Annotated in this window: 27 protein-coding genes and 1 tRNA gene; 20 read left to right on the plus strand and 8 right to left on the minus strand. The window is 66.7% G+C overall.

What is annotated here, in order from left to right; genetic code table 11:
- The first annotated feature begins 44 nt into the window (after nucleotides 1–44).
- Nucleotides 45–947 carry an MliC family protein gene (locus AC1RT8_RS09355; RefSeq protein WP_493075336.1) on the plus strand — a complete coding sequence of 301 codons (903 nt, stop codon included), beginning with the start codon at nucleotides 45–47 and terminating at the stop codon, nucleotides 945–947.
- Nucleotides 948–984: 37 nt separating this feature from the next.
- Nucleotides 985–1320: a DMT family protein gene (locus AC1RT8_RS09360; protein WP_493075337.1), complete on the plus strand. Its 336-nt coding sequence runs from the start codon at nucleotides 985–987 to the stop codon at nucleotides 1318–1320.
- On the opposite strand, the gene AC1RT8_RS09365 is transcribed toward AC1RT8_RS09360, so the two are convergent.
- Together AC1RT8_RS09365 and AC1RT8_RS09370 are read right to left on the minus strand one after the other, a co-directional pair.
- Entirely contained in the window at nucleotides 1317–1523 is a 207-nt protein-coding gene (locus AC1RT8_RS09365) for a hypothetical protein (RefSeq protein WP_493075338.1), read from the minus strand. The two genes, AC1RT8_RS09360 and AC1RT8_RS09365, sit on opposite strands and share 4 nt — an antisense overlap.
- A 60-nt stretch (nucleotides 1524–1583) precedes the next feature.
- The gene (locus AC1RT8_RS09370) at nucleotides 1584–1769 is read right to left on the minus strand and encodes a hypothetical protein (RefSeq protein ID WP_493075339.1); all 186 of its coding nucleotides are present in this window, start codon (nucleotides 1767–1769) and stop codon (nucleotides 1584–1586) included.
- A gap of 69 nt (nucleotides 1770–1838) precedes the next feature.
- Between AC1RT8_RS09370 and AC1RT8_RS09375 the strand changes: the two genes are divergently transcribed.
- The gene (locus tag AC1RT8_RS09375) at nucleotides 1839–2546 is read left to right on the plus strand and encodes a Crp/Fnr family transcriptional regulator (RefSeq protein WP_493075340.1); all 708 of its coding nucleotides are present in this window, start codon (nucleotides 1839–1841) and stop codon (nucleotides 2544–2546) included.
- Nucleotides 2547–2582: 36 nt separating this feature from the next.
- Here AC1RT8_RS09375 and AC1RT8_RS09380 read toward each other — a convergent pair whose 3' ends face one another.
- Entirely contained in the window at nucleotides 2583–3263 is a 681-nt protein-coding gene (locus AC1RT8_RS09380; protein WP_493075341.1) for an RBBP9/YdeN family alpha/beta hydrolase, read from the minus strand.
- 264 nt (nucleotides 3264–3527) lie between these two features.
- Between AC1RT8_RS09380 and AC1RT8_RS09385 the strand changes: the two genes are divergently transcribed.
- The 6 genes from AC1RT8_RS09385 to AC1RT8_RS09410 all read left to right on the plus strand — a co-directional run bounded on the left by AC1RT8_RS09385 (nucleotide 3528) and on the right by AC1RT8_RS09410 (nucleotide 8605).
- Nucleotides 3528–4277: a TlyA family RNA methyltransferase gene (locus AC1RT8_RS09385; RefSeq protein ID WP_493075342.1), complete on the plus strand. Its 750-nt coding sequence runs from the start codon at nucleotides 3528–3530 to the stop codon at nucleotides 4275–4277.
- Between the two features lie 138 nt (nucleotides 4278–4415).
- Entirely contained in the window at nucleotides 4416–4973 is a 558-nt protein-coding gene (locus AC1RT8_RS09390; protein WP_493075343.1) for a TspO/MBR family protein, read from the plus strand.
- A gap of 22 nt (nucleotides 4974–4995) precedes the next feature.
- Nucleotides 4996–5274 (plus strand): accessory factor UbiK family protein, encoded by a 279-nt coding sequence (locus AC1RT8_RS09395; RefSeq protein ID WP_493075344.1) that lies wholly within the window; start codon nucleotides 4996–4998, stop codon nucleotides 5272–5274.
- Nucleotides 5275–5386: 112 nt separating this feature from the next.
- Nucleotides 5387–5887: a type III secretion system chaperone family protein gene (locus tag AC1RT8_RS09400; RefSeq protein WP_301087995.1), complete on the plus strand. Its 501-nt coding sequence runs from the start codon at nucleotides 5387–5389 to the stop codon at nucleotides 5885–5887.
- Nucleotides 5888–5930: 43 nt separating this feature from the next.
- A complete protein-coding gene (locus AC1RT8_RS09405; RefSeq protein ID WP_493075581.1) occupies nucleotides 5931–6692 on the plus strand; it encodes a pyrroline-5-carboxylate reductase family protein in 762 nt (253 codons plus the stop codon).
- Between the two features lie 176 nt (nucleotides 6693–6868).
- A complete protein-coding gene (locus AC1RT8_RS09410) occupies nucleotides 6869–8605 on the plus strand; it encodes a di-heme-cytochrome C peroxidase (RefSeq protein ID WP_493075345.1) in 1737 nt (578 codons plus the stop codon).
- Nucleotides 8606–8619: 14 nt separating this feature from the next.
- Here the strand turns inward: AC1RT8_RS09410 and AC1RT8_RS09415 are convergent, their stop codons facing one another.
- Nucleotides 8620–9108 (minus strand): MarR family winged helix-turn-helix transcriptional regulator, encoded by a 489-nt coding sequence (locus AC1RT8_RS09415; protein WP_493075346.1) that lies wholly within the window; start codon nucleotides 9106–9108, stop codon nucleotides 8620–8622.
- A 71-nt stretch (nucleotides 9109–9179) separates the two neighbouring features.
- Here AC1RT8_RS09415 and AC1RT8_RS09420 point away from each other — a divergent pair, with 71 nt between their 5' ends.
- Both AC1RT8_RS09420 and AC1RT8_RS09425 read left to right on the plus strand, forming a co-directional pair.
- Entirely contained in the window at nucleotides 9180–10301 is a 1122-nt protein-coding gene (locus AC1RT8_RS09420) for a branched-chain amino acid aminotransferase (RefSeq protein WP_493075347.1), read from the plus strand.
- A 94-nt stretch (nucleotides 10302–10395) separates the two neighbouring features.
- Nucleotides 10396–10470 (plus strand) — tRNA-Gln (locus tag AC1RT8_RS09425).
- Nucleotides 10471–10501: 31 nt separating this feature from the next.
- On the opposite strand, the gene AC1RT8_RS09430 is transcribed toward AC1RT8_RS09425, so the two are convergent.
- Entirely contained in the window at nucleotides 10502–11245 is a 744-nt protein-coding gene (locus AC1RT8_RS09430; protein WP_493075348.1) for a 2OG-Fe dioxygenase family protein, read from the minus strand.
- 97 nt (nucleotides 11246–11342) lie between these two features.
- Nucleotides 11343–14027 carry a PAS domain S-box protein gene (locus AC1RT8_RS09435; protein ID WP_493075349.1) on the minus strand — a complete coding sequence of 895 codons (2685 nt, stop codon included), beginning with the start codon at nucleotides 14025–14027 and terminating at the stop codon, nucleotides 11343–11345.
- Between the two features lie 253 nt (nucleotides 14028–14280).
- Here AC1RT8_RS09435 and AC1RT8_RS09440 point away from each other — a divergent pair, with 253 nt between their 5' ends.
- The 6 genes from AC1RT8_RS09440 to AC1RT8_RS09465 are packed head-to-tail and all read left to right on the plus strand — an operon-like array spanning nucleotide 14281 to nucleotide 21285.
- A complete protein-coding gene (locus AC1RT8_RS09440) occupies nucleotides 14281–14901 on the plus strand; it encodes a CerR family C-terminal domain-containing protein (RefSeq protein WP_493075350.1) in 621 nt (206 codons plus the stop codon).
- The gene (locus tag AC1RT8_RS09445; protein ID WP_493075351.1) at nucleotides 14898–15905 is read left to right on the plus strand and encodes an HlyD family secretion protein; all 1008 of its coding nucleotides are present in this window, start codon (nucleotides 14898–14900) and stop codon (nucleotides 15903–15905) included. Before AC1RT8_RS09440 ends, AC1RT8_RS09445 begins: the two co-directional genes overlap by 4 nt.
- Before the next feature lie 4 nt (nucleotides 15906–15909).
- Nucleotides 15910–17646, plus strand: a complete 1737-nt coding sequence (locus AC1RT8_RS09450) for an ATP-binding cassette domain-containing protein (RefSeq protein WP_493075352.1) — start codon at nucleotides 15910–15912, stop codon at nucleotides 17644–17646.
- Complete coding sequence (locus AC1RT8_RS09455) at nucleotides 17643–18773, plus strand: ABC transporter permease (RefSeq protein WP_493075353.1); 1131 nt, start codon at nucleotides 17643–17645, stop codon at nucleotides 18771–18773. The genes AC1RT8_RS09450 and AC1RT8_RS09455 overlap by 4 nt, the downstream gene beginning before the upstream one ends.
- Nucleotides 18773–19882 (plus strand): ABC transporter permease, encoded by a 1110-nt coding sequence (locus tag AC1RT8_RS09460; RefSeq protein ID WP_493075354.1) that lies wholly within the window; start codon nucleotides 18773–18775, stop codon nucleotides 19880–19882. Before AC1RT8_RS09455 ends, AC1RT8_RS09460 begins: the two co-directional genes overlap by 1 nt.
- Before the next feature lie 5 nt (nucleotides 19883–19887).
- Nucleotides 19888–21285 (plus strand): efflux transporter outer membrane subunit, encoded by a 1398-nt coding sequence (locus AC1RT8_RS09465; protein WP_493075356.1) that lies wholly within the window; start codon nucleotides 19888–19890, stop codon nucleotides 21283–21285.
- On the opposite strand, the gene AC1RT8_RS09470 is transcribed toward AC1RT8_RS09465, so the two are convergent.
- A complete protein-coding gene (locus AC1RT8_RS09470; RefSeq protein WP_493075357.1) occupies nucleotides 21193–22869 on the minus strand; it encodes a DHA2 family efflux MFS transporter permease subunit in 1677 nt (558 codons plus the stop codon). The genes AC1RT8_RS09465 and AC1RT8_RS09470 overlap by 93 nt on opposite strands.
- 61 nt (nucleotides 22870–22930) lie before the next feature.
- On the opposite strand from AC1RT8_RS09470, the gene AC1RT8_RS09475 reads away from it, so the two are divergent.
- From AC1RT8_RS09475 to AC1RT8_RS09485, 3 genes are read left to right on the plus strand one after another with little or no spacing between them, the layout of a single operon-like run.
- A complete protein-coding gene (locus AC1RT8_RS09475; RefSeq protein WP_493075358.1) occupies nucleotides 22931–23524 on the plus strand; it encodes a TetR/AcrR family transcriptional regulator in 594 nt (197 codons plus the stop codon).
- The gene (locus tag AC1RT8_RS09480) at nucleotides 23521–23967 is read left to right on the plus strand and encodes a PaaI family thioesterase (protein WP_493075359.1); all 447 of its coding nucleotides are present in this window, start codon (nucleotides 23521–23523) and stop codon (nucleotides 23965–23967) included. The genes AC1RT8_RS09475 and AC1RT8_RS09480 overlap by 4 nt, the downstream gene beginning before the upstream one ends.
- A gap of 2 nt (nucleotides 23968–23969) precedes the next feature.
- The gene (locus AC1RT8_RS09485; RefSeq protein ID WP_493075582.1) at nucleotides 23970–25073 is read left to right on the plus strand and encodes an HlyD family secretion protein; all 1104 of its coding nucleotides are present in this window, start codon (nucleotides 23970–23972) and stop codon (nucleotides 25071–25073) included.
- 215 nt (nucleotides 25074–25288) lie between these two features.
- Here the strand turns inward: AC1RT8_RS09485 and AC1RT8_RS09490 are convergent, their stop codons facing one another.
- Complete coding sequence (locus AC1RT8_RS09490) at nucleotides 25289–26437, minus strand: isovaleryl-CoA dehydrogenase (protein ID WP_493075360.1); 1149 nt, start codon at nucleotides 26435–26437, stop codon at nucleotides 25289–25291.
- Between the last annotated feature and the right edge of the window lie 9 nt (nucleotides 26438–26446).

A 26446-nucleotide genomic window follows, 5' to 3' on the forward strand; every position in this document is an offset into this window, starting at 1 on the left:
ACGGCGTTGGGGCGTTCCCCTGCAACCGACAAGGCTTTCTTCCCATGCGCTATTTCGTCGCGCTTCCGTTGCTCCTCGCGGCAGGCTGCTCGCCCGACAAGCCGGTCACCAACACGATCGACATCAATATGGCGGCGGAACAGGCGCAGGGCAGCGTCGATGCCTATGCCAACAGCCAGGGGAACGAGACGGCACCCGCAGCCGAGGTCGCGCCGGGCGCGGTCGCGACGCCCGCGCCGCTGACCCCGCCCGAGCCCGGCACGCCGGGCGGCTTGCCCGACGATCGCACACCGATCTCCGAAGCGCCCTTCACCCCCGACAGCGCGCAGGGCGCGGCGACTGTGGTCCAGACCTATTATGCGCTGCTCGGCGAGGGCAAATACCGCCAGGCCTGGGCGTTGTGGGATGACGGCGGCAAGGCATCGGGGATGAGCGCCGATGCGTTCGCCGCAAGCTTTGCCCGATATTCCGAATATCACGCCAATATCGGCGCGCCGGGTGAGATCGATGCGGGTGCCGGGCAGCGCTATGTCACGGTGCCGGTGCAGGTTTACGGCCGGCTGAAGCAGGGGGCGACGCCGGTCTATATGCTGGGCAGCGTCACGCTTCACCGGGTCGGCGATATCGACGGCGCCACCGCGGCGCAGAAGAGCTGGCATATCCGCAGCGCCGACATCAAGCCGACCCCGGTCGCCGGCGGCCGGGCGCCGGACATCGTCACGGCCGGCTATCGCTGCGTCGACGGCAGCCGGATCAATGTCCGCTTCGACAATGGCGCCGACACGGCGACGATACGCTCTGGCGGCAAATTGGTCGCGGTGCTCAAGGGGCAGCGGCCGGCCTCGGGCATCTGGTACGCCGCGCGGGGTTACGAACTGCGCGGCAAGGGGCAGGACGCCACCTTCACCCAGCCGAACATGCCGCCGCTGGCGTGCCGTTCGAACTAGGCTAGTCATACGGGGACCTATTCGACGGATCCCGCTCATGCCGACACTGCTGCTTCTCGTTGCGTCCAACTGCTTCATGACGATCGCCTGGTACTGGCATCTCAAGGGCGGGATGACGAAACCGTTGATCTGGGTAATCCTGATCAGCTGGGGCATCGCTCTGTTCGAATATTGCCTCGCGGTGCCGGCCAACCGGCTCGGCTATGCCTCAGGCTGGAGCGGCGGTCAGTTGAAGGTTGCGCAGGAAGTGATCACGCTGCTGGTGTTCGGCATATTCATGGTCGCGGTGCTGGGCGAGCCGCTGAGCTGGCGGCATGCGGGCGCGTTTCTCTGCCTGATCGGCGCCGCGGCGTTCCTGTTCGCCGGACGTTAGTTGGCGTTCAGCGCCGCGGCGAGGGCGACGAGATCGCTGTTCTGGACTGCCTCTCCGGTCGCATCGGTCGGCGCGACAGCGGCGGCCTGATTGTCGGGCTGTCGGGAAGGGGCGTAGCCGGCGACGTCGACAGCGGTCCACAGGATGCCCCCCGCCCAGATCAACGCCGACCAGCGGCTTCGGAAGAGTTTGGCGAAGGGCATTGGCGGTTTATGCGGCGGAGGCAGTTAAGGCCGTCCTCGGCGCCATGGTAAATGCGCTGCCTATTCCGGTCGCTTGTCCTTGCTCGACTGAAGCTGCGCCTCACTCGCCGCTGCTGCGATGGCGCTTGCGGATTTCGAAGCAGCGTCGGGCGTGAAGGAAACGGCGAGACCATCGGGTCCATCAAGCATCACTTCCCCCTCCTCCGCCGTCACCGTGGTGGGGATGTCATGGACCTTGATCGACATGGCGAAATAACCTTTCCCGGATTAACAAAAACGCAGGCGCGACCGGGACGGTTCCGATAAGGTGTAGCGATGTACACACGAAATTTCCTGAAAACCCACCAGACCCCGAAACTCAGCGAGGCCGAGGCGGCGTCGCTGGAGGCGGCGGTAGGCCGCACCGCGGAGTTCCGCGCGAAGCAGATCATTGTGCGCCAGCAGGTGCCGTTGAGCCAATGTACCCTGCTGCTGGAGGGTTTTGTCGAGCGCTACAAGGACACGCCGGAGGGGCGGCGCCAGATCCTGGCGATCCATGTGCCGGGCGATTTCGTCGATCTGCACAGCTATCCGTTGAAGCGGCTCGAACATTCGGTCGCGGCGTTGACCGCAGTGAAAGTGGCATTGTTCCCGCACCCGGCGATCCGCGCACTGACCGAACAATCCTCGACGCTGACGGAACTGCTGTGGCGTTCGACTCTGATCGATGCGGCAATCAACCGCGAATGGATCGTCTCGGTTGGCGCGCGCTCGGCCGCGGTGCGGCTCGCGCACCTGTTCTGCGAGATGTACATGCGGCTCGAACGCGTGGGCCTGACCGACGGCCTGCGCTTCGCCTTCCCGCTGACTCAGATCGATCTGGCCGACGCCACCGGGCTGACCCCGGTCCATGCCAATCGCATGCTGCGCCAGCTGCGCGAACAGGGATTGGTCGAGTTCCGCGCGGGCAGTGCCACGATCCTCGACTGGCCTGGGCTGCGGAGCTTCGCCGAGTTTGAGCCGGGATATCTGTTCCTGGAGTGATCCTGCTCCCCTCCCCCGGAGGGGAGGGGCTTCAGATCACCGCGCGTCCCCGCCCAGATAATGCGCCTGCGCAGCATCCGTCGCGTTGACCGCGAGGATCGAGCGGGCGTCGCCGGGCGGGCGGGGACGGCCCTTGCGGTCGCCGGCGGCGTGGATGACGCGGTCGAGCAGTTCCTGCCCCTCGCTCCACCAGCCGATCCCGCTGGCCGCGTTGATATGGCCTTGTTCGCCTGCATCGACGAAATGGCTGCCCCAGGTCGCCGCCAGACTGTGGGCGCGCTCGATCGTGATCCATGGATCGTCGCGGCTGGCGACGAGGATCGACGGGAAGGGCAGGGGCGCGATCGGCGTCGGCGCGAACGCCCGAAGGTCGACCTGCGCATCGGTGCGATCGACATCGGCCGGCGCGACGAGCAGGGCGCCGGCGACCGGCCAGCCATAGGGCTGACGCGTCAGTTCCGCCCACCAGGCGACGGCGAGGCAGCCAAGGCTGTGCGCGGCGAGGATGACGGGCGCCTGGGCCGAGCGGATCGCCTGGTCGAGCTTGGTCACCCAGGCATTGCGATGCGGCGTATTCCACATGCCGAGTTCGACGCGAACCGTATCCGGCCGCGCGCTTTCCCACAGGCTTTGCCAGTGCGAAGGTCCGGATCCGCCCAGACCGGGAACGGTCAGGATCGTCGGTTGGGCCGGGTCGTGGGGCGAAAAGCTTCCCATGATGCGCACTCCTTGAAGTGGGGCCTTGAAGAGGCGAGAGGCGTGGCCGCGCGAAGCTCTAGGGGACGCCGTGCGACCACGTCTCCCAAGGCGAAAACTTATTCCTACTATTTAGATAGGCAATAGACGCTGCGACCAACGGAACAGGCGCCGCGACGATCCGAAACGGACCCATGATCCCGTCGCAAAAGAGGCCGGACTCATCGTTCCGCACCCGATCGGCAAGAGGCTATCGCGCCGCGACTCGGCTTGGTAGGGCAGGGCATGGCCAAGCTTCGCGCCGATCAGATGCTCGTCGATCGCGGCCTCGCCGAGAGCCGGACTCGCGCGCAGGCGCTGATCATGGCGGGGCTGGTGTTCGCGGGCGACCGCAAGATCGACAAGCCGGGACAGCAGCTCGCCGAAGACATGGTGCTCGACGTGCGCGGGCGCGACCATCCCTGGGTATCGCGCGGCGGGATCAAGCTGGCGCATGGGCTCGACCATGTCGGCTGGGACGTGGCCGGCGCGGTCGCGATCGATGTCGGTTCCTCGACCGGCGGCTTCACCGACGTGCTGCTCACGCGCGGCGCGGCGCGGGTCTATGCGGTGGACAGCGGCACCAACCAGCTCGCCTGGAAGCTGCGCCAGGACCAGCGCGTGATCGTTCATGAACAGACCAGCGCGCGCATCCTGACCGCGGCGCACATTCCGGAGCCGGTCGACCTGATCGTGTGCGATGCAAGCTTCATCGGCCTCGCCAAGGTGCTCGAGGTGCCGATGGGGTTCGCCAAGGACGAGGCGCGCCTGCTCGCGCTGATCAAGCCGCAGTTCGAGGCGGGGCGCGAGGAGGTCGGCAAGGGTGGGGTGGTGCGCGATCCGGCGATCCACGCGCGGGTCTGCGCCGAGGTGGCGACCTGGGTGGAATCGCGCGGGTGGCAAGTCGAAGGCGTTGTCGAGAGCCCGATCACCGGCCCCGAGGGCAATATCGAATTCCTGCTCGCCGCGAAACGATCGGCCGGGGACCAGCCCTGAAACAGGGCGGGACAGATTCTGTTCGCAGGTGCGAAATTTATCCGAGGATTTGCGCCCGCCTTATTCTATAGTGGACTATCATATGTTCGCTCCGGTCGTGCCGTCATCGGGCGCGGGGGGCTGGAAGGGCTTGGAAGCTTGAGAGAAATCGCATCGAAACAGCAGCTCCGGCTGGCGTTCATGCGCTGGGCGGTGGTGACCGTTCCGTTCATCCTGCTGCTGGGGTTCACCTCGGCGCGGCTGGCGCCGAGCGGATCGGCGAACAGCTGGTACGCCGCGCTGGTCAAGCCGGCCGAGACACCGCCCGATTGGGCGTTTCCGGCGGCCTGGGCCGCGATCTACATCCTGCTCGGCCTTGCGCTGGCGATGATCATCCATGCGCGCGGATCGCGCTTGCGCGGCCCGGCCATCGCGTTGTTTTCGGTCCATATGGTGGTGAACCTGATCTGGTCGCCCCTGTTCTTCGGCATGCATCAGGTCAACTGGGCGCTGGTCACCATTGCCGTGCTGTTCGTCCTCGCCTTCGCTATGACGATATTGTTCGGCCGCATCAGGGCCGGCGCGGCATGGCTGCTGGTGCCGTATCTGGCATGGCTGGTCTATGCCGGGTTGCTGACCTATCGCATCGCGGAGCTCAACCCGGGGGCTGAAACCCTTGTGCCGTCGTCCTCGACGTCCCAGATCATCAACATCTGACACGAATTTACGGGATCATCCGATGCAGTCCGACAACAAGATTTTCGACGATTTCGTGAAGTTCATGAACGGTGCCGCGGGCACATTGGCCGGCATGGGCCGCGAAGCGGAGCAGGGCGCGCGGTCCAAGGCGAAGGAGTGGATCGGCGGTCTCGACTTCGTCAGCCGCGACGAATTCGACGCGGTCAAGGCGATGGCCGCGGCCGCCCGCGACGATGCCGATGCACTGCGCGCGCGGCTCGATGCGCTCGAAGCGGCAGCGAAGCCCGCTGCTCCGAAGAAACCCAAGGCAGGAGCCTGAACGATCTTTTCCACAGCTTTTTCTACAGGTCTATCCACGCTCTGCTTGTGCGCCCAGCCTTATCAAGGCACCACATCTGGTGTCATCATGGCAGCACGGAAGGGATGGCGTGATGCTTGACGAAGCCGATTACGAACGCGACGACGCGGCGCCCATCGACATGCTCGAAAGCTATTTCGCGGCGCATGGCTGGGAGCATGAGCGCCAGGACGACGAGGTCATCGCCAAGGTAAAGGGCAGCTGGACTCAATATGAGCTGCGGGCGCTGTGGCGCGACGAGGACAGCGTCATCCAGTTCCTCGCCTTCCCCGACATCCGAGTCACCGACGAACGCCGCAGCGCGATCTACGAGGCGATCGGGCTGATCAACGAGCAGCTCTGGGTCGGCCATTTCGAATTATGGTCGTCGAGCGGCATCCTGCTCTACCGCCACGCCGCGATGATCGAGGGCGAGAATGGCACCATGTCGCTCGGCGCGGCGGAGCTGCTGGTGGAATCGGCGATCGACGAGTGCGAGCGCTTCTATCCCGTGTTCCAGTTCGTGCTGTGGGGCGGCAAGACGCCGAAGGAAGCGCTTGCCGCGGCGATGACCGAGACCCAGGGCGAAGCCTGACCCGGTGACCATCGACAGGATCTGGCTGATCGGCTGCGGCAATATGGGCGGCGCGATGCTGCGTCGCTGGATCGTCAGCGGCGCGATCGCGGCCGACCGGGTCGATGTGGTCAACCGCGCGGATCGCGACCTTCCGGAGGGCGTGCACCAGGCGCGCGACCTGCCCGATGGGCCGCTGCCCGACCTGGTGATGCTGGGCATGAAGCCGCAGCAGATCGACGAGATCACCAGCCGTTACGGCGAGCGGCTGGCCGGCGTGCCGGTGCTGCTGTCGATCCTCGCCGGCGTCGAGAACGCGACCCTGGCCAGGCGTTTCGACGCCGGGGCGATCGTGCGGGCGATGCCCAACCTGCCCGTCGGCATCGGCAAGGGCGTGGTCGGGCTCCATTCGGACGATGCCGATGCGCGTGCGCGCGATGCCGTCTCCGTCTTGATGGCGCCGCTCGGGCTGGTCGAATGGATGTCGGACGAGAGCCTGTTCGACGTCGTGACTGCCTTGGCGGGGAGCGGACCCGGTTTTCTCTACCGGGTCATCGATGCGCTGGCCGCGGGGGGCGAGGCGCTCGGCCTGCCCGCCGACCAGGCGCAGCGCATGGCGATCGCGACGGTCGAGGGATCGGCGATGCTGGCGTCGGCGGCTGACGTTTCGCCCGCGGTGCTGGCTGACCGCGTCGCCAGCCCGGGCGGGTCGACGCGCGAGGGGCTCAACATACTCGATCGCGACGACGCGTTGAAAGTCCTGATGCGCGAAACGCTGGCGGCGGCGACACGCCGCAACGCTGAAATGGCGGCCGCGGCGCGCTAGGTTTCGGGTATCGGGGGGCATCCTCCCGAAATGGTTTCAACTCCGATTGCCCGAATCCGCCGGACATGATGGTGTCCCGATCGGAAGCGGGCGGCGCACGTCGCCCTTCCTGGACTTGCCGGAATCTCGTTCGGCCGGCCGCGTATTGCGTAAGCACTTTCGTCCGGGGATCGGTGATGCGCAAAGTCTTCCTGAAAAGCTGTATTTCGGCGTCGCTGATCGCGGCGAGCTTTGCCCTGCCGGTCGTCGCGGGCGGCCAGGTGACCTATGTCGATCAGGGCGCGGCCTGGACCGATGCCACGCGCAGCGATTTCTATACGCGCGACCAGGGATCGCAGATGATCCCGCTCGCCTGGCTGAACGCGCTGACCACCGCCGACGGCAGGCCGTTCCTGGGCGACCAGTTCGCGCGCTACGGCTATCTGCCCAATCCGGGTTCCGACCTGCCGATCGGCTTCACCAGGGCCGGGGCGCCGGGGCAGGAAGTGGCGGGGATGGCCTGCGCCGCCTGCCACACAAGGCAGATCGTCGTCGGCAGCCAGCAATATCGCATCGATGGCGGGCCGGCGCTGGTCGATTTCCAGGCCTTGCTGACCGATCTGGTCGACGCGGTCGGCCGCGTGCGGGTGACCAATGCCGCGTTCGCGACCTTCGCAGCGGCGGTGCTCGGGCCTAACGCGCCGGCGAAGAAGGTCAAGCAGCTCCGGACGGACGTCGACCTCTGGTATCTCCGCGAGAATGCGATGCGGAACAACGCCTTCCCGACGCCCTTATGGGGTATCGGGCGGCTCGATGCGGTCAGCATGATCTTCGACCGGCTGACCGGGCTCGATCTGGGCAAGCCGCCCAGCTATCTGATCGAGTCGAACATCAAGATCGCCGACGCGCCGGTGCGCTATCCCTTCCTGTGGAACGCGCCGAAGCAGGACTACACCCAATGGCCGGGTTTCTCCGCCAATGGCAGCGACATTTACGGCCTGGCGCGCAACACCGGCGAGGTGATGGGTGTGTTCGGTACCTTCCGGCCGAAGAAATCCTTCTTCCACCTGTTCGGGATCGACTTCATCGGCAAGGGCACTTCGCACCAGCAATCGACCGATTTCGACGGGCTGCTCAAGCTGGAGGATCTGGTGCAGTTGATCGGCGCGCCGAAATGGCAATGGCCGGTCGATCCGACGCTCGTCGCCCGCGGGCAGGAGATTTACAACTGGTCGCAGGATCAGGGCGGATGCGTCTCCTGTCACGGCCAGACGCCGGGCAAGAAACGCCTGCCCAACCAGGCGACCTGGGCGACCCCGCTGCTGGACGTCGGCACCGACTCGCACGAGTATGACATCCTCGCGCGCGAATCCGATCCGGGTGTACTGAAGGGCGCGCACATCCCGTTCCTGATGCCGCCGATCAAGAATCCCGCGACCTCGTTCAGCCTGCTCGGCGTCTCCGTCGGCGGGTCGATCCTGCAGAGCGGATCATGGGTGCCGGCGATCTGGGGCAATCTGATCGCGAAGCAGCAGGGGCCGAAGGGGCCGGCGCCGTCGGACCAGGTGAAGCAGGCGCTGAACGATTCGTTCGACGACGATGCGGCCGCGCCGACCGACGGCAAATATCGCTACGAGTCGCGCGTGCTCTACGGCATCTGGGCGGCAGCGCCCTATCTGCATAACGGGTCGGTCGCGACTCTGGCCGACCTGCTCAAGCCGGCGGACCAGCGTGCCGCGTCCTTCCTGGTCGGCCCTTATTACGACACCCAGGCAGTCGGCCTGGCCGCCACCCAGCCGGGCCTGAACGGCCTGCGGGTCACCACCGGATGCGACCAGCGCAATTCGGGCAACAGCCGGTGCGGGCATGAATTCGGCACGACCCTGCCCGAGGCGGACAAGCTTGCGCTGCTGGAATATCTGAAGACGCTTTGAAGCCCGAGGGACGGTTAGTCCCGGAGCCCCTCGACCCGCGTGCGCTCATTCTCGGGGATGAGCCCTTCGAGCACGGCCCAGAATCCGCTCACCGCGGATTGCCCGGCACTGGCATAGGCAGCGGACAGCCGTTCGCGCAGTGCCTCGAACAGTTCGTTCTCCAGCGCCTTTCCGGCCTCGGTCAGGCGCAGCAGACGCTGGCGACGATCACGCTCGCCGGGGCGCGTGTCGACCAGGCCGCGATCACCCAGCTCGGTCAGCACGCGGCCGAGCGATTGCTTGGTGATCGCGAGCAGCGCGAGCAGCTCGCTGACGGTCATGTCGGGCTGTCGGGCGATGAAATAGAGCGCGCGGTGGTGCGCTCGGCCGAGGCCCTGCGCCGCGAGCCCGCGATCTATCGCGCGCGTGAGGTGACTATTGCCGAAATAGAGCAATTCCATTCCGCGGCGAAGCTCGGGCTCCCGCAGGAAAAGCGGGGAAGCGGTCGTTGACGGGGCTGCCATGTTGACCGGATTTGGCTCCTTCCGTACTGAGCTTCAACCCCGAAATTGTAACAAAATGTAAGAATGGAACCATGCTCGACATTACCACCGACGGGATCGATGCGGGCGCCGGCCTCGCCTTCACGCATGAACCGCATCCCGGGCCCGTCGATGCGAACGAGCGTACCCGCCTGCTGGAGAACCCCGGCTTCGGGCGAGTCTTCACCGATCATATGGTGACGATCCGCTATAACGAGACTCAAGGGTGGCACGATGCGCGCGTGGAGGCACGGGCGCCGTTCCAGATGGATGCTTCCTCCGCGGTGCTGCATTATGCGCAGGAGATTTTCGAAGGCATGAAGGCCTATCGCCTGGCCGACGGCAGTACGGCGCTGTTCCGGCCCGAGGCGAATGCAGCGCGGTTCCGCAGCTCGGCCCAGCGCATGGCGATGGCCGAACTGCCCGAGGAACTGTTCCTCGAATCGATCCGCCAGCTGGTGCGGATCGACCGGGACTGGATCCCGACGTCCGACGGCGGCTCGCTCTATCTGCGTCCGTTCATGATCGCGAGCGAAGTGTTCCTGGGGGTCAAGCCGTCATCCGAATATCTCTACGCGGTGATCGCATCCTCGGTCGGCGCCTATTTCAAGGGCGGCGCCTCGGCGGTCACGCTCTGGGTGTCGGAGGAATATACCCGCGCCGCGCCCGGCGGCACCGGCGCCGCCAAATGCGGCGGCAATTATGCCACCAGCCTGGTCGCCCAGGCCGAGGCGATTCGCCAGGGCTGCGACCAGGTGCTCTTCCTCGATGCGGCCGAGCGCCGCTGGGTCGAGGAGCTGGGTGGCATGAATATCTTCTTCGTGTTCGATGACGGCACGATTTCAACGCCGCCGCTGACCGGCACGATCCTGCCCGGCATCACCCGCGACTCGATCCTGAAGCTGGCGAAGGACATGGGCCTCACCGCGCGGGAAGAGCCCTATTCGATCGACCAGTGCCGTGCCGACGCGGAGAGCGGCCGGCTACGCGAGGCGTTCGCCTGCGGCACCGCCGCGGTGGTCGCGCCGATCGGGCAGATGAAGATGCGCGGCGGCGATTTCACCATCGGCACCGGCGGCCCCGGCCAGACTACCTTGCGCATGCTGAACGCGCTGACCGACATCCAGCGCGGCAAGGCGCCCGATCCGCACGGTTGGGTGGAGCGACTCGACTAAGCTTTCGACGATCACGCCCGTTGCGGGAATCGGTCGCGGTGCCTAAAGGCCTGCGCTCACCGGTTCCCGTCGGGTCGTTCTGACGGGTTCTCACTGGGGCGTCGCCAAGTGGTAAGGCAGCGGCTTTTGATGCCGCCATTCGCAGGTTCGAACCCTGCCGCCCCAGCCAGACCTTGTTTTCCGGAAATCGCGGCGCGGCGCTAAGCGGGCTCCGCGAGCCAGGTGACCACCAGCGCATCACGCCAGGCAGGTTCGCCTGGATCGATCGGCCGGATCGGCGTGACGCCGTGGCGGATGCGGTGGTCGTCGAGCAGGACGCCGTCACCGGGCGCGGCGAGGGTGAACTGCCCGATCCGCCTGCCCTCCTCGTCCCCGATCTCGGTCACGCCGTCGGAGACGTTCCGGCGATCGACCAGCATCACGAACACCCAGTCAACGCCGTCCCGGTGAAGCCCTTCGGGTGTCGGCCGCCCGGTCTCCGCCGGCGAGGTCTCGATCCGGAACTGGTGGAGCTCGACGTGCCAGGCCTGATCGGCCGGATGTCTTCCCACAGCGGAGATGATCGGCGTCCAGGCAGCCAGGATCGCCTGCAGGACAGGATTGGCGAGCGTCTCGGGCAGGACCGGCTCGAACCATCGCTGCACGTCGCCGTTCAACGGATTATAGTCGCGGCTCTGGAAGTGAGGCTGGCGGGGCTTGGGGTCGATCGCGCTGCCGGAAACCCTGAGGGCGGCATGCCGCCGCCGCCGGTACCGGCCGCCATCGGCCATGTAGAGATCGGGGCCGAGCTCGTCCCAGGAAAGGGCGAAGGCCTTCCAGGCCTGGCGAGCCGCCGGGCCGAGATGCGCAAGCACGGCATCGGCGGAGAGGCAGACATAGCCATCCCCGGCAAGCGCGGTTTTCAGGGTGTCGACAGGTCCCGTCAGGTCCGCGATCTCAGTCAATCATTGCCTCTTTCCCTGGCGCCCACCTTTCGACGAAGCCCCTCTATACCGGGGGGCGGGTGACAGAAAGGGACGAAGGCATCGATGACCTCCGATATCACCCCTCTTCGCCTGTCAGCTCCTCGGGGATCGGCAGGGTGAAACAGAAGGTCGCGCCGCCGCCGGGCCGGTTCTTGCCCACCAGCGTGCCGCCATGCGCTTCGATGATCCTACGGGAGATCGACAGGCCGATGCCCATGCCGCTATCGGGTTTGGTGGTCGAGAAACGTTCGTAGAGATTGTCCAGGATCTCCTTCGGGATGCCAGGTCCGTTGTCGCTCATTTCGATCTCGACCATGTCGTCGTCCACGCGCCGCGATGCGATCAGGATGCGCCGCTTGGCGCGGGGCTGGTCGCGCAGTGCGTCGATCGCGTTGCGCAGCAAATTGACCAGGACCTGCTGCACCTGGACCCGATCGGCGAAGACGCGCGGCGCCGCCGGATCGAAATCGAAGTCGAGACGCGTGTCGAACGGGCGCGTCCCGACCATCACGAGATCGACCGTGTCACGGATCAGGTCGGCGAGCGGTTCGGCGCGCATGTCGACGTCGCGCTTGGCCATGAACGCACGCATGCGGCGGATGATCTCGCCGGCGCGGAGCGTCTGCTCGCCGCCCATCTTCAGCAGGTCGATGATCCCCACGGGGTCGTCGCCGCGCTCGGTCATCATGCGGGCGGCGGCGACGAGATTGGAGACCGCGGCGAGCGGCTGGTTCAGCTCATGCGCGAGATCGGCCGCGAGTTCGCTCATCGCCCCCTGGCGCGACAGATGCGCCAGCTCGTTGTTGAGATCGCTCATCCGCTCCTCGGTGCCGAGTCGTTCGGAGATGTCGGTGAAGAACATGGTGACGCGCAGTTCGCCGCCCGACCGGGAGACGCCGACCTGTATCTCCGCCGGGAACACGCGCCCGTCGGCGGTCAGGCCGGTGCCCGGTACGGTCCGGCCGATCGCCGTGGTCTGCCCGGTGTCGACATAATTGCGCAGCGCCCGTGCGTAGCGCTGACCCTCCTCCTCGGTGGCGAGCATCGTGAAGTTCCGGCCGAGCACCTCGTCCGCGCGGTACCCCCACATCCGTTCCGCCGCGCTGCTGAAGCTCTGGATGTCGCCATGCTCGTCTATCACCACCATGGCGTCGGGCACCGTCTCCAGGATCGAGCGCAGCTGGGCCTCGCGTGCGCGGAGCGCCGCCTCGCGCGCCTCGCGCTCGGTCGTCTCCAGGCAGACGCCGACGGTACGGATCAGGTTGCCAGCATCGTCATAGATGCATTTGGAGGATCCCTCGATCGAGCGAGAGAAGCCGTCGACCGGCCTGAGGCGGCAGCGGAAGCTGACCTTCTCGGTACGGGAGGCGATCGCGCGCGTTATCGAATCGCGCATACGCTGTTCATCCTCCGGCATGATCAACGCGCGCCAGCTTTCGACATCGCGCATCGTGCCGCTTTCGAAGCCGAGCCGCAGCTCCGCGCCGGGCGACCAGTTGATGAGTCCGGTGGCGACGTCCCATTCGAACACGCCGACCTCATGCGCGGCCATGGCGAGTGCGAGCCGCTGCTCGCTGGCCCGGAGCGCCGCCTCGGCGTCGACCCGTTCGGTGATGTCGAGCAGGGTCAGGATGATCATCGGCTCCCGGTCAGCCATGTCGGCGGGCTGCTGCTGCTCGATCACGCAGACCTTCGCCCCGTCCCGGCGGGTCTCGACCAGATCCTGCTCATAGTCTGCGCCCATCAGCGACAGGAAGGGCGATCCGGAATCGGCGCAACGCGACTGGAGCAACTCATATTTCCGCCGTCCCACCGCCTCCTGCCGCGAATAGCCGTACAGCCGCTCGCAGCCGACCGACCAATGGGCGATTACGCCGTTTGGCGTGACGAGCGCCACGTTCGACGTGTCGAGCGCCCGCGCCAGATAGGACAGCTCGCTCTGCTGCTGCAGGACGCGCGACGTTGCCCAGGCGATCAGGCCGCCGACGATCAGGATGTTGCCCGCAACCACCGCGATATCGGCGCCGGCCTCCGGCAGGAGCCGGTGCCGCAATATCCAGGCTGCCGCGAGCGAGGGCAGGATGGGGAGGATCAGGATCGCCGGAATGGCCCGGCGGAAAGATCCCCATTCGTCGCCGCCGCCGGAAAGCAGCGCCGTCCAGCCGTGCGTGGATCGGGGTAGGATCAGCGCGATGGCAATCGCCATGGCGATCAGGCTGGCGGGCAGCGAACTCAGGAATTCGGCCGAGGCGCCGGCCTGGGACCGGGCGAAGAGGATGATCACGCAGCCGGTCGCCGCGGCCAGCAGGGCGGTCCCCGCGAGCAGGATGCTGATATCGTCGACCCGGCGGAGGCGGCGCGGACTGAGCAGGATCGACAGGGACAGCAGCAGGAAGGAGAGCGCGGCGCCGATCGAGGGAAGACCCGGATAGGGCAGGCCGGTGCGGGCAAGCTGGTTCGGGAAGAAAGGGTGCGGGAGCTCGATCTGGATCACGCCCATGTAGCGCAGCATCGACCAGGTCGCGATCACGCAGGGGATGCCTGCGAAAATGGCCGCCAGGCGCCTCTTTTCGGAGAGTGCGGCAAGGGCCGCCAGGGCGAGAAAACCATAACCGACCGCAGCCCAGGGCCGGATCGGGAAGCCGGGAATGCCGAAGGTTTTCAGCGACTCGTTGTCGACTACCCAGCCACCAAAGCTTGCCCCCGCAAGCAACAGGGCGAGGACGATAAATCCTCCAGCTCCAGCCCTGGTTTTCAGCATCCCCCCAATTCCGCAGCCACCATGCGGTTCACTATATGCCCCCCAATCGCCCGCGATGATAACCGATCAGGAAATCTTTCGAGGGTGAATTCCTTCTTAGCCTTTATTCGGGAATCGGTGGCGCTTCGCATACGTAGATATACGGAAGCCCCGTGAATTCGGAACCCTCCGCGAAGTCGGCGGCGCCCGGAGAGCGTCACGTATCGCCCCAGGGCAGTTGCATTGTTCGTTCGAACGAACTAATGGACGAGTCGTGAAAAGCGAACCCCTTCTCGACACCGCCATCGAGCAATTCGGCCGGCACGGCTTCGAAGGCGCGAGCACGCGCCAGATCGCCAAGGCGTCGGGCGCGGCGATGTCTTCGATCACCTATCATTTCGGCGGCAAGGAGGGGTTGTACCTCGCTGCCGCCGACCGGATCGGCCAGGGCATCTCGGAGATCCAGGCGCCGCTGTTCGCCATGGCGCGGGCTGCGGCGATCGAATCGCGCGAGCAGGCCGTCGAGTGGCTGTTGCGGCTGATCGATGGCTTCGCCCAGATGATGCTGCGTCCGGAGACGGAAGTCTGGGCGCGCTTTATCATCCGCGAGCAGCTCGACCCGACCGAGGCGTTCGACCGCATCTATCGCGGCGCGATGGAACCGATGGCCGGCACCTTCGTCGCGCTGCTCGGGCGCATCCGCACCGATCTGGACGAGAAGGAGGTTCGCGCCCTGGCGCTGCTGTTCTTCGGCCAGGCGCTGGTGCTTCGCGCGGGCCGTGCCTCGGTCTGCCGGATCATGGGTGTCGAGCGGATCGACGAAGACACCGCCACTCTGCTGCGCGCCCGCCTGCGCGCGAATGTGCACTGCATCCTGATGGAGAAGCTGGCATGAACCGCCGCATCATCATAGTGATCGTCGTGGCCGCCGGCCTGGTGATCGCCGCTATCGCCACCCGCGGCTTCGGCATCTTCCCGCGCGCCGGCGACGGCGATCTGACCCTGCACGGCAATGTCGATATCCGCGAGGTCGACATGGCCTTCCGGGTCGGCGGCCGGATCAGCGCGATCGGGGTGGAGGAAGGCGCGAAGGTCAAGCAGGGCCAGCCGCTCGCCCTGCTCGACACCGCCACGCTCGACAGCCGGATCGGCCAGGCGGATGCGCAGCTTGCCCAGGCGCAGGCGCAACTCGCCAAGCTGCGCAACGGCAATCGCAGTCAGGACATCGCCCAGGCCCGTGCCCGGGTCGCGGCGGCGCAGGCGGTGGTGGAGAATAGCGAACGCGACTATCGCCGCCGCGAGCCGCTGGTCGGCCCCGGCGCGATCAGCCGCGATGTCTGGGACCAGACCGTCGGCGATCGGGATCGTGCCCGCGCCCAGCTTGCCGAGGCGCGCCAGGGCCTGTCGCTGCTGGTCGCCGGCACGCGGCCCGAGGATATCGAGGCGGGGCGCGCCCAGGTGCAGGCGGCGGCCGAGGCCCGGCGCAACGCCGCGACCGATCTGTCCGATACCCGCCTGATCGCCGCGTCGGCAGGCACGGTGATTACGCGTGCGAGAGAGCCGGGCGCGATCGTCCAGCCCGGCGAGACGGTGCTGACCCTGTCGATCGACCGGCCGCTGCGCGTGCGCGCCTATATCGACGAGTCCTCGCTCAGCCGCATCAGCCCCGGCATGGCCGTGACGGTGACGGCGGACGGCAATCCCAAGGCCTATCATGGAACGATCGGCTATATCTCGCCGCGTTCCGAATTCACGCCCAAGTCGGTCGAGACCGAGAGCCTCAGGACCGATCTGGTCTATCGCCTGCGCATCATCGTGTCCGATCCCGACGATGCGCTCCGCCAGGGCCAGCCGGTCACCGTGAACGTGACCGGCGCCCGCCCGGCACATCGGAACTGATCCGGTGGCCGATGCCGTCGCCAGCGTCGAGAATCTGGTCAAGCGCTTCGGCGCCGGGCCGGCGGCGCTCGACGGTGTCACGCTCTCGGTCGTGCCGGGGCGGCTGACCGGGCTGGTCGGCCCGGACGGTGCGGGCAAGACCACCCTGATCCGCATCCTGGCCGGGCTGATGGCGCCGACCGAGGGCAGGGCGGAGCTGCTCGGCAAGGCACCGGGCGATGCGCTCGACGATCTCGGCTATATGCCGCAGCGCTTCGGCCTCTATGAAGACCTGACCGTCATCGAGAACCTGACTCTCTACGCGCGGGTCCGCGGCCTGCCCGACGACGAGCATCGCGCGACCTTTGACCGGCTGCTCGACTTCACCGATCTCCGGCGCTTCCAGGACCGGCTGGCGGGCAAGCTGTCGGGCGGCATGAAGCAGAAATTGGGCCTTGCTTGCGCGCTGGTGCGCACGCCGAAGGTGCTGCTACTCGACGAACCGAGCGTCGGCGTGGATCCCGTGTCGCGGCGCGAGCTGTGGTCGATGGTGGGCGAACTGACCGGCGAGGGTATCGGGGTGCTCTGGTCGACCGCCTATCTCGACGAAGCGGAGAAATGCGACTGGGTCTATCTGCTCAGCGAGGGCAAATTGCTGTTCGGGGGCCCGCCCGCAGAGCTGACCGGCAAAGTCAGGGACAGGTTGATCCGGGTGACCGGATTCGAGGAGCGGCGTCGGCAATTCCTGACTCACGCGCTCGACCGGGACGATGTGATCGACGGGTCGATCCAGGGCCGATCGGTGCGGCTGCTGATCGCCGACAAGGCGTCCGTGCCCGATGCGGCGGCGCTCGACGCAGGTCCGAATACCAGGATCGAACCGGCCGAGCCGCGGTTCGAGGACGGTTTCATCGAGATCCTCGGCGGCGGACCGCCGGGGACGAGCAGGCTTGCCGCCGCCTATCGCACGATCGAGGAAAGCGACCGGCCGGCGATCGAGGCGAAGGGGCTGACCCGGCGCTTCGGTGACTTCACCGCCGCGCACAACATCAATTTCGAGATACCGCGCGGCGAGATTTTCGGGCTGCTCGGGCCCAATGGCGCGGGCAAGTCGACCACCTTCAAGATGCTGTGCGGCCTGTTGACGCCGAGCGCCGGGACCGGGTCGGTTGCAGGCAACGACCTGCGTTCCGCCCGGGCGGATGCGCGTGCCTCGCTCGGATACATGGCGCAGAAATTCTCGCTCTATGGCGATCTCAGCATCCGGCAGAATCTCGATTTCTTCGCCGGCGCCTATGATCTCGACCGCAATCGCGCGCGCCGCGCGATCGAGACGATGACCGAGATTTTCGGGCTGGGCGCGCATATCGACGAGAATGCCGCCTTGCTGCCGCTCGGGGTGAAGCAGCGCCTCGCGTTGGCCTGCGCGGTGATGCATGAGCCGCCGGTGCTGTTCCTCGACGAGCCGACCTCGGGCGTCGACCCGGTGATGCGGCGCGAATTCTGGACTCACATCAACGGCCTGGTCGAAAAGGGCGTGACCGTGCTCGTCACCACCCATTTCATGGACGAGGCCGAATATTGCGACCGGGTGACCCTGATCTACCGGTCGGAGCAGATCGCGACGGGTACGCCCGACCTGCTCAAGGCTGAGGCGGGGAAGATCGCCGGTATCGACGATCCGACGATGGAGGACGCCTTCATCGCGCTGATCGAGCAATCGGACCGCAACCGCGACGCGGCGGAGCGCGCGGCGGCATGAGCGGCGTACGCTTCGATCCGCGCCGGCTGGCGGCGCTGGTGCGCAAGGAAGGCGCGCAGATCATGCGCGATCCCTCGACCTTTCTGATCGCCTTCGTCCTGCCGCTGATCCTCCTGTTCCTGTTCGGCTATGCGGTGTCGCTGGATACGCCGCGCACGCGCATCGCGCTGGTGCTGGAGGACAGCAGCGCGCCTGCGCTCGGGCTTGCCCAGGCCTATCAGAATTCGCCCTATTTCGACGTGGCGCTGGCGCGGTCGGTGGCGAGCGTGCGCGGCATGATGGTCGATGGGCAGGTCCGCGCGATCATCGTCATCCCGCAGGATTTCGGGCAGGGCGCGACGCGCGGCAAGGCGCCGCCGATCCAGATCATCACCGACGGATCCCAGCCCAACACGGCCAATTTCGCGGCCGCCTATGGCGAGGGCGTGCGCGCGAGCTGGGCGGCGGCCGAAGGGCTTGACGCCGGGGCGGGCCAGGCGGCGGCCATCAGCGTCAACCCGCGCTACTGGTACAATCCGGGCCTGCGCAGCCGCTTCTTCCTCGTGCCCGGATCGATCGCGATCGTGATGACGATGATCGGCACTTTGCTGACCGCCCTGGTCGTCGCACGCGAATGGGAACGCGGCACGATGGAGGCGATGATGGCGACGCCGATCAGCATGGTCGAGTTCGTCGCCAGCAAGGTCATCCCCTATTTCCTGCTCGGCCTTGCCTCCATGGCCTTGTGCAGCGTGATCGCGGTGACGGTGTTCGGCGTGCCGTTTCGCGGATCGATACTGGCGTTGCTGGCGATCGCCTCGGCCTTTCTGATGCCGGCCTTGGGCCTTGGCCTGTTCATCTCGGCCTCGACCAAGAACCAGTTCGTCGCGAGCCAGGTCGCGCTGCTCACCGCCTTCCTCCCGACCTTCCTGCTCTCCGGCTTCCTGTTCGAGATCGCGTCGATGCCCTGGCCGATCCGGCTGATCACCTATGCCGTGCCGGCGCGCTACCTGATCCCGTCGCTTCAGACGGTGTTCCTGGCGGGCGATCTATGGGCGCTGATCCTTCCCAATATCGCGATAATGCTCGGTTTCGGCGCGCTGTTCTTCTTCCTGACCTTCCGTGCCACGCGCAGGAGCCTCGACTGATGCGGCGGCTGCGGGCGATGATCGTCAAGGAGATCTGGGCGGTGCTGCGCGATCCCAAATCGCGGATCGTGCTGGTGGTGCCGCCGTTGCTCCAGCTCTTCATCTTCACCTTTGCGACCACGCTCGAGGTGCGCAACGTCGATATCGGAATCCTTGACCGCAGCGGCGGCGCGCACAGCGCCGAGATCGTGTCGCGCATCGCGGGCAGCCCGAACTTCCGGGAGATCCACCGGCTGACTTCGCCCAAAGCGCTGGAGGACGCGATCGACCGGCAGGAGGTGATCGCGGCCGTGGTGATCGACGAGGATTTCGACCGGGCGGTGACGGCGCACCGGCCGGCGATGATCGGCGTGGTGCTCGACGGCCGCCGGTCCAACGCGGCGCAGATCGTGTCGGGGTATCTCTCGCAGATCGCGGGGGGTGTCGGCGCCGATCTCTCGCCCCGGTCGCGCGGGAGCGGTGACATCACCGGCGGCAGCGTCGTGACCAACTGGTACAACCCCTCGCTCGACTATATCTGGTTCACCCTGCCGTCGCTGATCGCGATCATCACCTCGGTGGCGGGGCTTGCCGTCACTTCGCAGACCGTGGCGCGCGAGCGGGAACTCGGCACGTTCGACCAGTTGATGGTCTCGCCGCTACGGGTGCATGAGGTGCTGATCGGCAAGATGGTCCCGCCGTTGCTGGTCGGGCTGTTCAACGGCACGCTCTATCTGATCGTCGCGCCCCTCGTGTTCGGCGTGCCGTTCACCGGATCGCTGATCCTCTTCTACGTCTCGCTGATCGCCTATATGCTCGCGCTGATCGGGGTCGGCATGCTGGTGTCGGCGGCGTCGGCGACTCAGCAACAGGCGTTCCTGGGGTCCTTCCTGGTGACGACGCCGCTGATCCTGCTGTCGGGCTATGCCAGCCCGATCGACAACATGCCCGGCTGGCTGCAGATCGTAACCTATGCCGATCCGGCCCGATACTTCCTGGTCATCGTCCAGGGGCTGTTCCTCAAGGCGATGCCGGCGGCCGCAGTGTTCCATCAGCTCTGGCCCCTCGGCCTCATCGCCTGCCTGACCCTGAGCGCGGCCGCCTGGCTGTTCCGCGCACGCATGGAGTGATTCCAATGCCTCGCCTTCTTCCCCTGCTCCTCGCGGGCGCCGCGCTTGCCGGTTGCACCGTCGGACCCGATTACAAGCGCCCGGCCACGCCCGGTTCGACAGCGGACTGGGTCGAGCCGGGCACGCCCGGCGCGGTCGACCTCGCCTGGTGGAACCGCTTCGGCGATGCGCGGCTTTCCGCGCTGGTCGCGCAGGCGGTCGCGAGCGGGCCGGACCTGGCCGAGGCCGAGGCGCGGCTGGCCGAGGCGCGCGCCAATCGCGCTGCGGTAGCGGGAACGCGCCTGCCATCGGTGACGGCCGAGGGATCGGCGACCGAGAATGTGCTGAGCAAGAACGGGCAATTGCCGATCGGCGAGATCCCGGGATTCCAGCGCGAGTTCCGCCTGTTCGACGGTGGCTTCGATGCGAGCTGGGAGATCGACCTGTGGGGCCGCCAGGTGCGGCAAGGCGAGGCGGCGGCGGCGCGCGAGGAAGCGGCGCTGTTCGCGCGGCGTGACGTGATGCTGTCGCTGATCGCAGAGGTGGCGCGCAATTATCTCGATCTCCGGAACGCGCAGGCGACGGCCGCGACCGCGAAGGCGACGGCGGAGGCGGATGCCGATCTCGCGCGGCTGACCCGGCTGCGCTTCGAGGCGGGCGAGGCCTCGCGGCTTGACGCCGAGACCGCGGAGGGCGCGGCCCGAGCCAGCGCGGCTGCGGTGCCGGATGCGGAGGCAAGCGCGATGGCGGCAGCCTACCGTATCGCGACTCTGGTCGGATCGACGCCCGAGGATGTCGGGGCGATGTTGCGCGCCCCCGCGCCGCTGCCGGCCAGCCCCGACGAGATACTGGTCGGCGTGCGATCCGAACTGCTCGAGCGGCGCCCCGATGTGCGCAGCGCCGAGCGCGAGCTGGCCGCCGCGACCGCCGATATCGGTGTCGCGACCGCCGACCTCTTCCCGCGCTTCAGCCTGTTCGGCAGCATCGGGCAGCAGGCGCGCAATCCGGGCGACCTGTTCTCGGGTGACAGCACGCGGCTCCAGATCGGGCCGAGCGTCTCCTGGCCGATCTTCTCGGGCGGCACGATCCGCGCGCAAATCCGTGGCGCGGACGCGCGCGGGCAGGGTGCCGCCGCGCGCTACGAAAAGGCAGTGCTGGGGGCGCTGTCGGACAGCGAGACGGCGATCAATCGCTTCCTCAATGCGCGGATCGCGGCACAAGAGGCGGGCGCGTCGTTGGAACGCGAGCGTGCGGCCTTCGCGCTTGCGGAGCGGCGCGTGGCGAGCGGGGAGGATGACAGGCTCGTGCTGGCGCGGGCGCGCAAGTCGCTTCTAACCGCGGAGCGGCGCGCCAGCGACACAGCGGCGCGCAAGGCGCAGGCGGCGGTTGCGCTGTTCAAGGCGTTGGGTGGCGGCTGGAGCTAGTGCGTCGACCGGGGCGGCGCTCGCCTGTTGGGGAGGCCGGCAGAAGGGCACCATCACCAGCGCTGCGATGAACAGCCAGGCCATGATTCGGAACACGTCGTTGAAGGCAAGGGTCAGCGCCTCGCGGCCGACGACTCGGCCCATCACCGCCTCCGCCATCAGCATCGCGCGGGTGGGATCGGGTGTCATTTCGTGCATCATGCGCGCGAGATCGCCGAGCGTGTCGGTGGCGATGCGGGATGAGCTGCCCAGCGCCTCGCTGATGCGCAGCGCATGGAGCCGGGTCATGTCCTGCAGCCAGGTGGTGACCAGCGCGATGCCGATCGCGCCGCCCAGATTGCGCATCAGGTTGAACAGGCCCGAGGCGTAGCGCAGCTCCGGCCCGGCAAAGCCGTTGAGCGCGAGGCCGACGCTGGGGACGATGCACAGCATGATCGCGAAGCTGCGCACCGCTTGCGGCACAAGCAGGGCGGCGAAGCCCCAATCGGGCGTCATGTAGGAGAAGAGCCATAGCCCCGTCGCGAACAGGCCGAGGCCGAAGGTGATGACGATCCGCTGATCCACCCGCTGCGACAGCGCGGCCGCGATCGGGACGCTGCAGAGTTGGACCAGGCCCGCGACGAACACCGTCGTGCCGATCTCGTTGGCATTATAGCCGCGCACCCGGCCAAGGAAGAGCGGGACGAGATAGGTGCCGGCGTAAAGGCCGAAGCCGATCACCAGGTTGAACATGCAGGCGAAGACGAAGGTGGGTTTCCGAAACGGCGAGAGCTTTACGATCGGGCTGCCCGACCGGACGGAGCGTTCGAGGAACAGCAGGAAGGCGATGAAGGCGATCCAGGCGCCTGCGGCAATGCTGGTGTCGCCGAACCAGCCGTTCTTGGGGCCTTCCTCCAGCACATATTCGAGGCCTGCGAGAAATACGGCCATCGATGCGAGATGGACCCAGTCGATCCTTTTGAGCATCGACAGGTCGGCGCGATCGACCTTGATGACGACAAGCGCGAGCATGGTGACGAGCGCGCCCGGCAAGACGTTGACGTAGAATACCCAGCGCCAGCCTGCCGCATCGGTGATCCAGCCGCCGAGTGTTGGGCCGAGCGTCGGGGCGAGGACTGAGACCATGCCGAGGATCGCAGGGATCATCGCGCGCTGCTTGCCCGAGAACATCGCGAAGCCGGTGGCAAACACGGTCGGGATCATCGCGCCGCCGACGAACCCTTGCAGCGCGCGGAAGGCGATCATCGATTCGATACTCCAGGCGAGACCGCACAGCGCGCTCGCCATGGTGAACAAGCCGGCGGAGAGCGCGAACAGCCAGCGGGTCGACATCGACTGGGCAAGGAAAGCGGCGAAGGGGATCATCACCAGCTCCGCCATCAGATAGGCGGTCTGCACCCAGCTGATCTCATCCGGCCCGGCGGAGAGCCCGGCCTGCACCTCGTTGAGCGAGGCAGCGACGATCTGGATGTCGATCAGCGCCATGAACTGGCCGAACGCCATTACCCCGAAGATCAGGAACTTGCGCTTGTCGGGCAGCGCCATCGGATCGATCGGCGCGCCGACGATTGGGGTATCTGACATCGGCGCTTGTCCTTGGCGGTCTTTATATTATATGCGTCATATAAAGGAGATCGGCAAGGCCATGCGGTACGACAGCGATCACAAGAGCGAGACGAGACGCCGCGTCCTGAAGGAGGCGGCTCGCGAAATCCGTGCCAAGGGCCCGGGTGGCGTTGCCGTTGCCGGGATCATGGCGCGTGCAGGACTCACGCATGGCGGTTTCTATGCGCATTTTGAATCGAAGGACGCGCTGATCGCCGCGGCGATCGAGACGATGTTCGAAAGCGCGGGGCGTCGGTTCGATCTGGTCAATGCCGACGGCGATCCGCGCGCGACACTGATCGCCTATGTCGATTTCTATCTATCGCCCGAACATCGCGATTCCCGAGAATATGGCTGTCCGCTGCCGGCACTGTCCGGCGATCTGGCCCGGCTCGATCCGGAAGCACGGGTGCGCTTTGGGCAGGGCGTGGCGGGGCTGACCGGGCGGCTGGCCGGTTTGCTGGGTCGCTATGGTGTGGCCGAGCCGGATAGCGCTGCAGGATCGATGCTGGCCGAGATGGTCGGTGCGGTGACCCTGTCGCGCGCGGTTGCAGATCCGGCGCAGTCCGATGCGATCCTGGTACGGGCGCGGCGGTCGGTGATCGGCCGCTTCGGGCTGGAGAAGGCGCAATGACCGACACGCTGGACCGCGCCGCCATGAGCGGCATCGAGCAGTTGCGCGCGATGGTCGCGACGAGCCGCCAACCACCCATCGGCGAGACGCTGGGATTCTCGCTGGTCGAGGTCGAGGAAGGCCGCGCGGTGTTCGAAGGCAACCCGGACCGCCGTGTCTACAACCCGATCGGCAGCGTGCATGGCGGCTATGCCGCGACCCTGCTCGATTCCGCCTGCGGAATCGCCGTGCATTCGAAGCTGGCGCACGGGCAGGGCTATACGACGCTCGAGCTCAAGATCTCCTATGTGCGCGGCATGACGGTCGACACCGGCGTGGTGCGCGCCGAGGGCATGGTGATCAGCATGGGGCGCCGTGTCGCCTTTGCCGAGGCGAAGCTGACCGATGCGGCGGGCCGGATCCTCGCGACCGCTACTTCCACCTTATTGGTGATCTCGTCGTGAACATGGCCGCGACGATCGACGTGCCGGTCGAGGCGAAGCCGCGCCGCCGTATCAGCCGTAACCCGCTGATTGCGGCTGCGGTCGCCATCCTGATTGCATTGGCGGGTGTCGCCTGGCTGCTATCGCCGCGCACGTTGGAGAGCACCGACAACGCCTATCTCAAGGCCGACAGCAGCTCGGTCGCGCCCAAGGTCGGCGGGCTCGTGTCGGCGGTGCTGGTGCGCGACAACCAAGTGGTAAAGGCGGGCGATCCACTGGTGCGGATCGATGCGCAGGAGTTCGATGCGAAGCTCGCCGCTGCCGAGGCGGCGGTGGCGGATGCCGATGCGGGTGTCGCCACCGCGCGGGCTGCGCTGGCCGGACTGAATGCCGCTGAAGGCCTTGCTGCCGCTCAGGTGCGCGCAGCGCAGACCTCGATCCAGTCGGCCGATGCCGAATATAGCCGTGCGGCCGCCGACCGGACTCGCTTCGAGGCGCTGGTGGCGCAGGGTTTCGTCACGCGCCGCGACGTCGAGCGCGTCCGTGCTACGGCAATCGGCGCCCAGTCAGCCCGAGAGCGCGTGCTGGCCGATCGCGACGTCACCAGCGAGCAGGCGGCGGTGACTCATGCCCGTCGTCCGGTGCTGCTCGCGCAACTGGCGCAGGCCGAGGCTGCCGTCCTTCGGGCGCGTGCCGCGCTCGAACTGGCGCGGCAGGATCAGGGTCACACCATCATCCGCGCGCCGATCGATGGCGTGGTGGGCAACCGGCAGGTCCAGACCGGTGACTTCGTCCAGCCGGGATCGCGGATGCTGACCCTGGTACCGTCCCAGGCGCTCTATGTTGTCGCGAACTTCAAGGAGACGCAGACCCGGGCGATGCTCCCCGGCCAGGTCGCGACGATCAAGGTCGACGCGCTGGACGGCGATACGTTGAACGGCAAGGTCGAGAGCTTCGCGCCGGGCTCGGGATCGGAATTCACCTTGCTGCCGTTCGAGCCGGGATCGGGCAACTTCACCAAGATCGTGCAACGCGTGCCGGTACGGATCAGGCTCGATCCGGGGCAGCCGGCGGTGGCGCGGCTGCGGCCGGGGTTGTCGGTGACGGCGAAGGTGAGCTTGCGGTAGTCATCCGCTCGGCGGAATTATCCTACGGGATCGCAAAATCGATATTTGTGGGATAATTGCAGCTGTTCCAGCTCCATCGTCATCCCGGACTTGTTCCGGGATCCACTGTGCTCCTTCCCTAATGCCGTAGATTTTGCGGAACGGTGGATGCCGGAACAAGTCCGGCATGACGGTTGGAATTGATCGATCGCCTGCCCCGACGCGAACGGTAAGCCTCAGGCCCCGATCAATTCCCGCCCGATCAGCATGCGCCTGATCTCGTTCGTCCCCGCGCCGATATCGAGCAGCTTGGCGTCGCGCAGGAAGCGTTCGACCGGCCAGTCCTTGGTGTAGCCCGCGCCGCCCAGCGCCTGAACCGCTTCGCCGGCGACGCGGAAGGCGTTTTCGCTGGCGAGCAGGATCGCGCCGGCGGCGTCGAAGCGGGTGGTCTTGCCGGCGTCGCAGGCGCGGGCGACCGCATAGACATAGGCGCGGGCGGAGTTGAGCGCGACGTACATATCGGCGACCTTGGCCTGCATCAGCTGGAAGGCGCCGATCGGCTTGCCGAACTGTTGGCGCTCGCGAAGGTAGGGGATGACCACATCCAGGCACGCCTGCATGATGCCGAGCTGGATGCCGGCGAGCACGGTGCGCTCATAGTCCAGGCCCGACATCAGCACGCCGACGCCGCCGTTGAGTGGGCCCATGATATTCTCTTCCGGCACTTCGCAGTCGTTGAAGACGAGCTCGGCGGTGGGCGAGCCGCGCATGCCCATCTTGTCGATCTTCTGGCCGATCGAGAAGCCCGGCATGTCCTTCTCGATCAGGAAGGTGGTGATGCCGCGGCTGCCATCCCCGGTCTTGGCATAGACCACCAGGGTGTCGGCATAGGCGGCGTTGGTGATCCAGAACTTCGTCCCGTTGAGCACATAGCCGCCCTGGACCTCGTCGGCGCGGAGCTTCATCGAGACGACGTCGGAACCGGCGCCGGCCTCGGACATGGCGAGGCTGCCGACATGTTCGCCAGAGACGAGCTTGGGGAGATATTTCGCCTTCTGCTCGGGATTGCCCCAGCGGCGGATCTGGTTGACGCAGAGGTTGGAGTGGGCGCCGTAGGACAGGCCGATCGAGGCCGAGGCGCGGCTGACTTCCTCACAGGCGATGACATGCTCGAGATAGCCGAGGCCGAGGCCGCCAAACTCCTCCTCGACGGTGATGCCGTGCAGGCCGAGTTCGCCCATCGCCGGCCACAGCTCGCGCGGGAACCAATCCTCGGCATCGATCTTCGCGGCGAGCGGGGCGATCTTGTCGGTCGCGAAGCGCTGGGTCACATCGCGGATCATGTCCGCATTCTCGCCAAGGGCGAAGTCAAGCGTCATGTCCATACTCGTCTC

Source organism: Sphingomonas sp. GW821-FHT10F11, from assembly GCF_058809095.1.

Excerpts from the sequence above, each read along its gene's own strand:
- AC1RT8_RS09355 (WP_493075336.1), top strand. The coding sequence starts at position 45 with ATGCGCTATTTCGTCGCGCTTCCGTTGCTCCTCGCGGCAGGCTGCTCG.
- AC1RT8_RS09360 (WP_493075337.1), top strand. The coding sequence starts at position 985 with ATGCCGACACTGCTGCTTCTCGTTGCGTCCAACTGCTTCATGACGATC.
- AC1RT8_RS09365 (WP_493075338.1), bottom strand. The coding sequence starts at position 1,523 with ATGCCCTTCGCCAAACTCTTCCGAAGCCGCTGGTCGGCGTTGATCTGG.
- AC1RT8_RS09370 (WP_493075339.1), bottom strand. The coding sequence starts at position 1,769 with ATGTCGATCAAGGTCCATGACATCCCCACCACGGTGACGGCGGAGGAG.
- AC1RT8_RS09375 (WP_493075340.1), top strand. The coding sequence starts at position 1,839 with ATGTACACACGAAATTTCCTGAAAACCCACCAGACCCCGAAACTCAGC.
- AC1RT8_RS09380 (WP_493075341.1), bottom strand. The coding sequence starts at position 3,263 with ATGGGAAGCTTTTCGCCCCACGACCCGGCCCAACCGACGATCCTGACC.
- AC1RT8_RS09385 (WP_493075342.1), top strand. The coding sequence starts at position 3,528 with ATGGCCAAGCTTCGCGCCGATCAGATGCTCGTCGATCGCGGCCTCGCC.
- AC1RT8_RS09395 (WP_493075344.1), top strand. The coding sequence starts at position 4,996 with ATGCAGTCCGACAACAAGATTTTCGACGATTTCGTGAAGTTCATGAAC.
- AC1RT8_RS09400 (WP_301087995.1), top strand. The coding sequence starts at position 5,387 with ATGCTTGACGAAGCCGATTACGAACGCGACGACGCGGCGCCCATCGAC.
- AC1RT8_RS09405 (WP_493075581.1), top strand. The coding sequence starts at position 5,931 with ATGGGCGGCGCGATGCTGCGTCGCTGGATCGTCAGCGGCGCGATCGCG.
- AC1RT8_RS09410 (WP_493075345.1), top strand. The coding sequence starts at position 6,869 with ATGCGCAAAGTCTTCCTGAAAAGCTGTATTTCGGCGTCGCTGATCGCG.
- AC1RT8_RS09415 (WP_493075346.1), bottom strand. The coding sequence starts at position 9,108 with ATGGCAGCCCCGTCAACGACCGCTTCCCCGCTTTTCCTGCGGGAGCCC.
- AC1RT8_RS09420 (WP_493075347.1), top strand. The coding sequence starts at position 9,180 with ATGCTCGACATTACCACCGACGGGATCGATGCGGGCGCCGGCCTCGCC.
- AC1RT8_RS09435 (WP_493075349.1), bottom strand. The coding sequence starts at position 14,027 with ATGCTGAAAACCAGGGCTGGAGCTGGAGGATTTATCGTCCTCGCCCTG.
- AC1RT8_RS09445 (WP_493075351.1), top strand. The coding sequence starts at position 14,898 with ATGAACCGCCGCATCATCATAGTGATCGTCGTGGCCGCCGGCCTGGTG.
- AC1RT8_RS09455 (WP_493075353.1), top strand. The coding sequence starts at position 17,643 with ATGAGCGGCGTACGCTTCGATCCGCGCCGGCTGGCGGCGCTGGTGCGC.
- AC1RT8_RS09460 (WP_493075354.1), top strand. The coding sequence starts at position 18,773 with ATGCGGCGGCTGCGGGCGATGATCGTCAAGGAGATCTGGGCGGTGCTG.
- AC1RT8_RS09465 (WP_493075356.1), top strand. The coding sequence starts at position 19,888 with ATGCCTCGCCTTCTTCCCCTGCTCCTCGCGGGCGCCGCGCTTGCCGGT.
- AC1RT8_RS09470 (WP_493075357.1), bottom strand. The coding sequence starts at position 22,869 with ATGTCAGATACCCCAATCGTCGGCGCGCCGATCGATCCGATGGCGCTG.
- AC1RT8_RS09475 (WP_493075358.1), top strand. The coding sequence starts at position 22,931 with ATGCGGTACGACAGCGATCACAAGAGCGAGACGAGACGCCGCGTCCTG.
- AC1RT8_RS09480 (WP_493075359.1), top strand. The coding sequence starts at position 23,521 with ATGACCGACACGCTGGACCGCGCCGCCATGAGCGGCATCGAGCAGTTG.
- AC1RT8_RS09485 (WP_493075582.1), top strand. The coding sequence starts at position 23,970 with ATGGCCGCGACGATCGACGTGCCGGTCGAGGCGAAGCCGCGCCGCCGT.
- AC1RT8_RS09490 (WP_493075360.1), bottom strand. The coding sequence starts at position 26,437 with ATGGACATGACGCTTGACTTCGCCCTTGGCGAGAATGCGGACATGATC.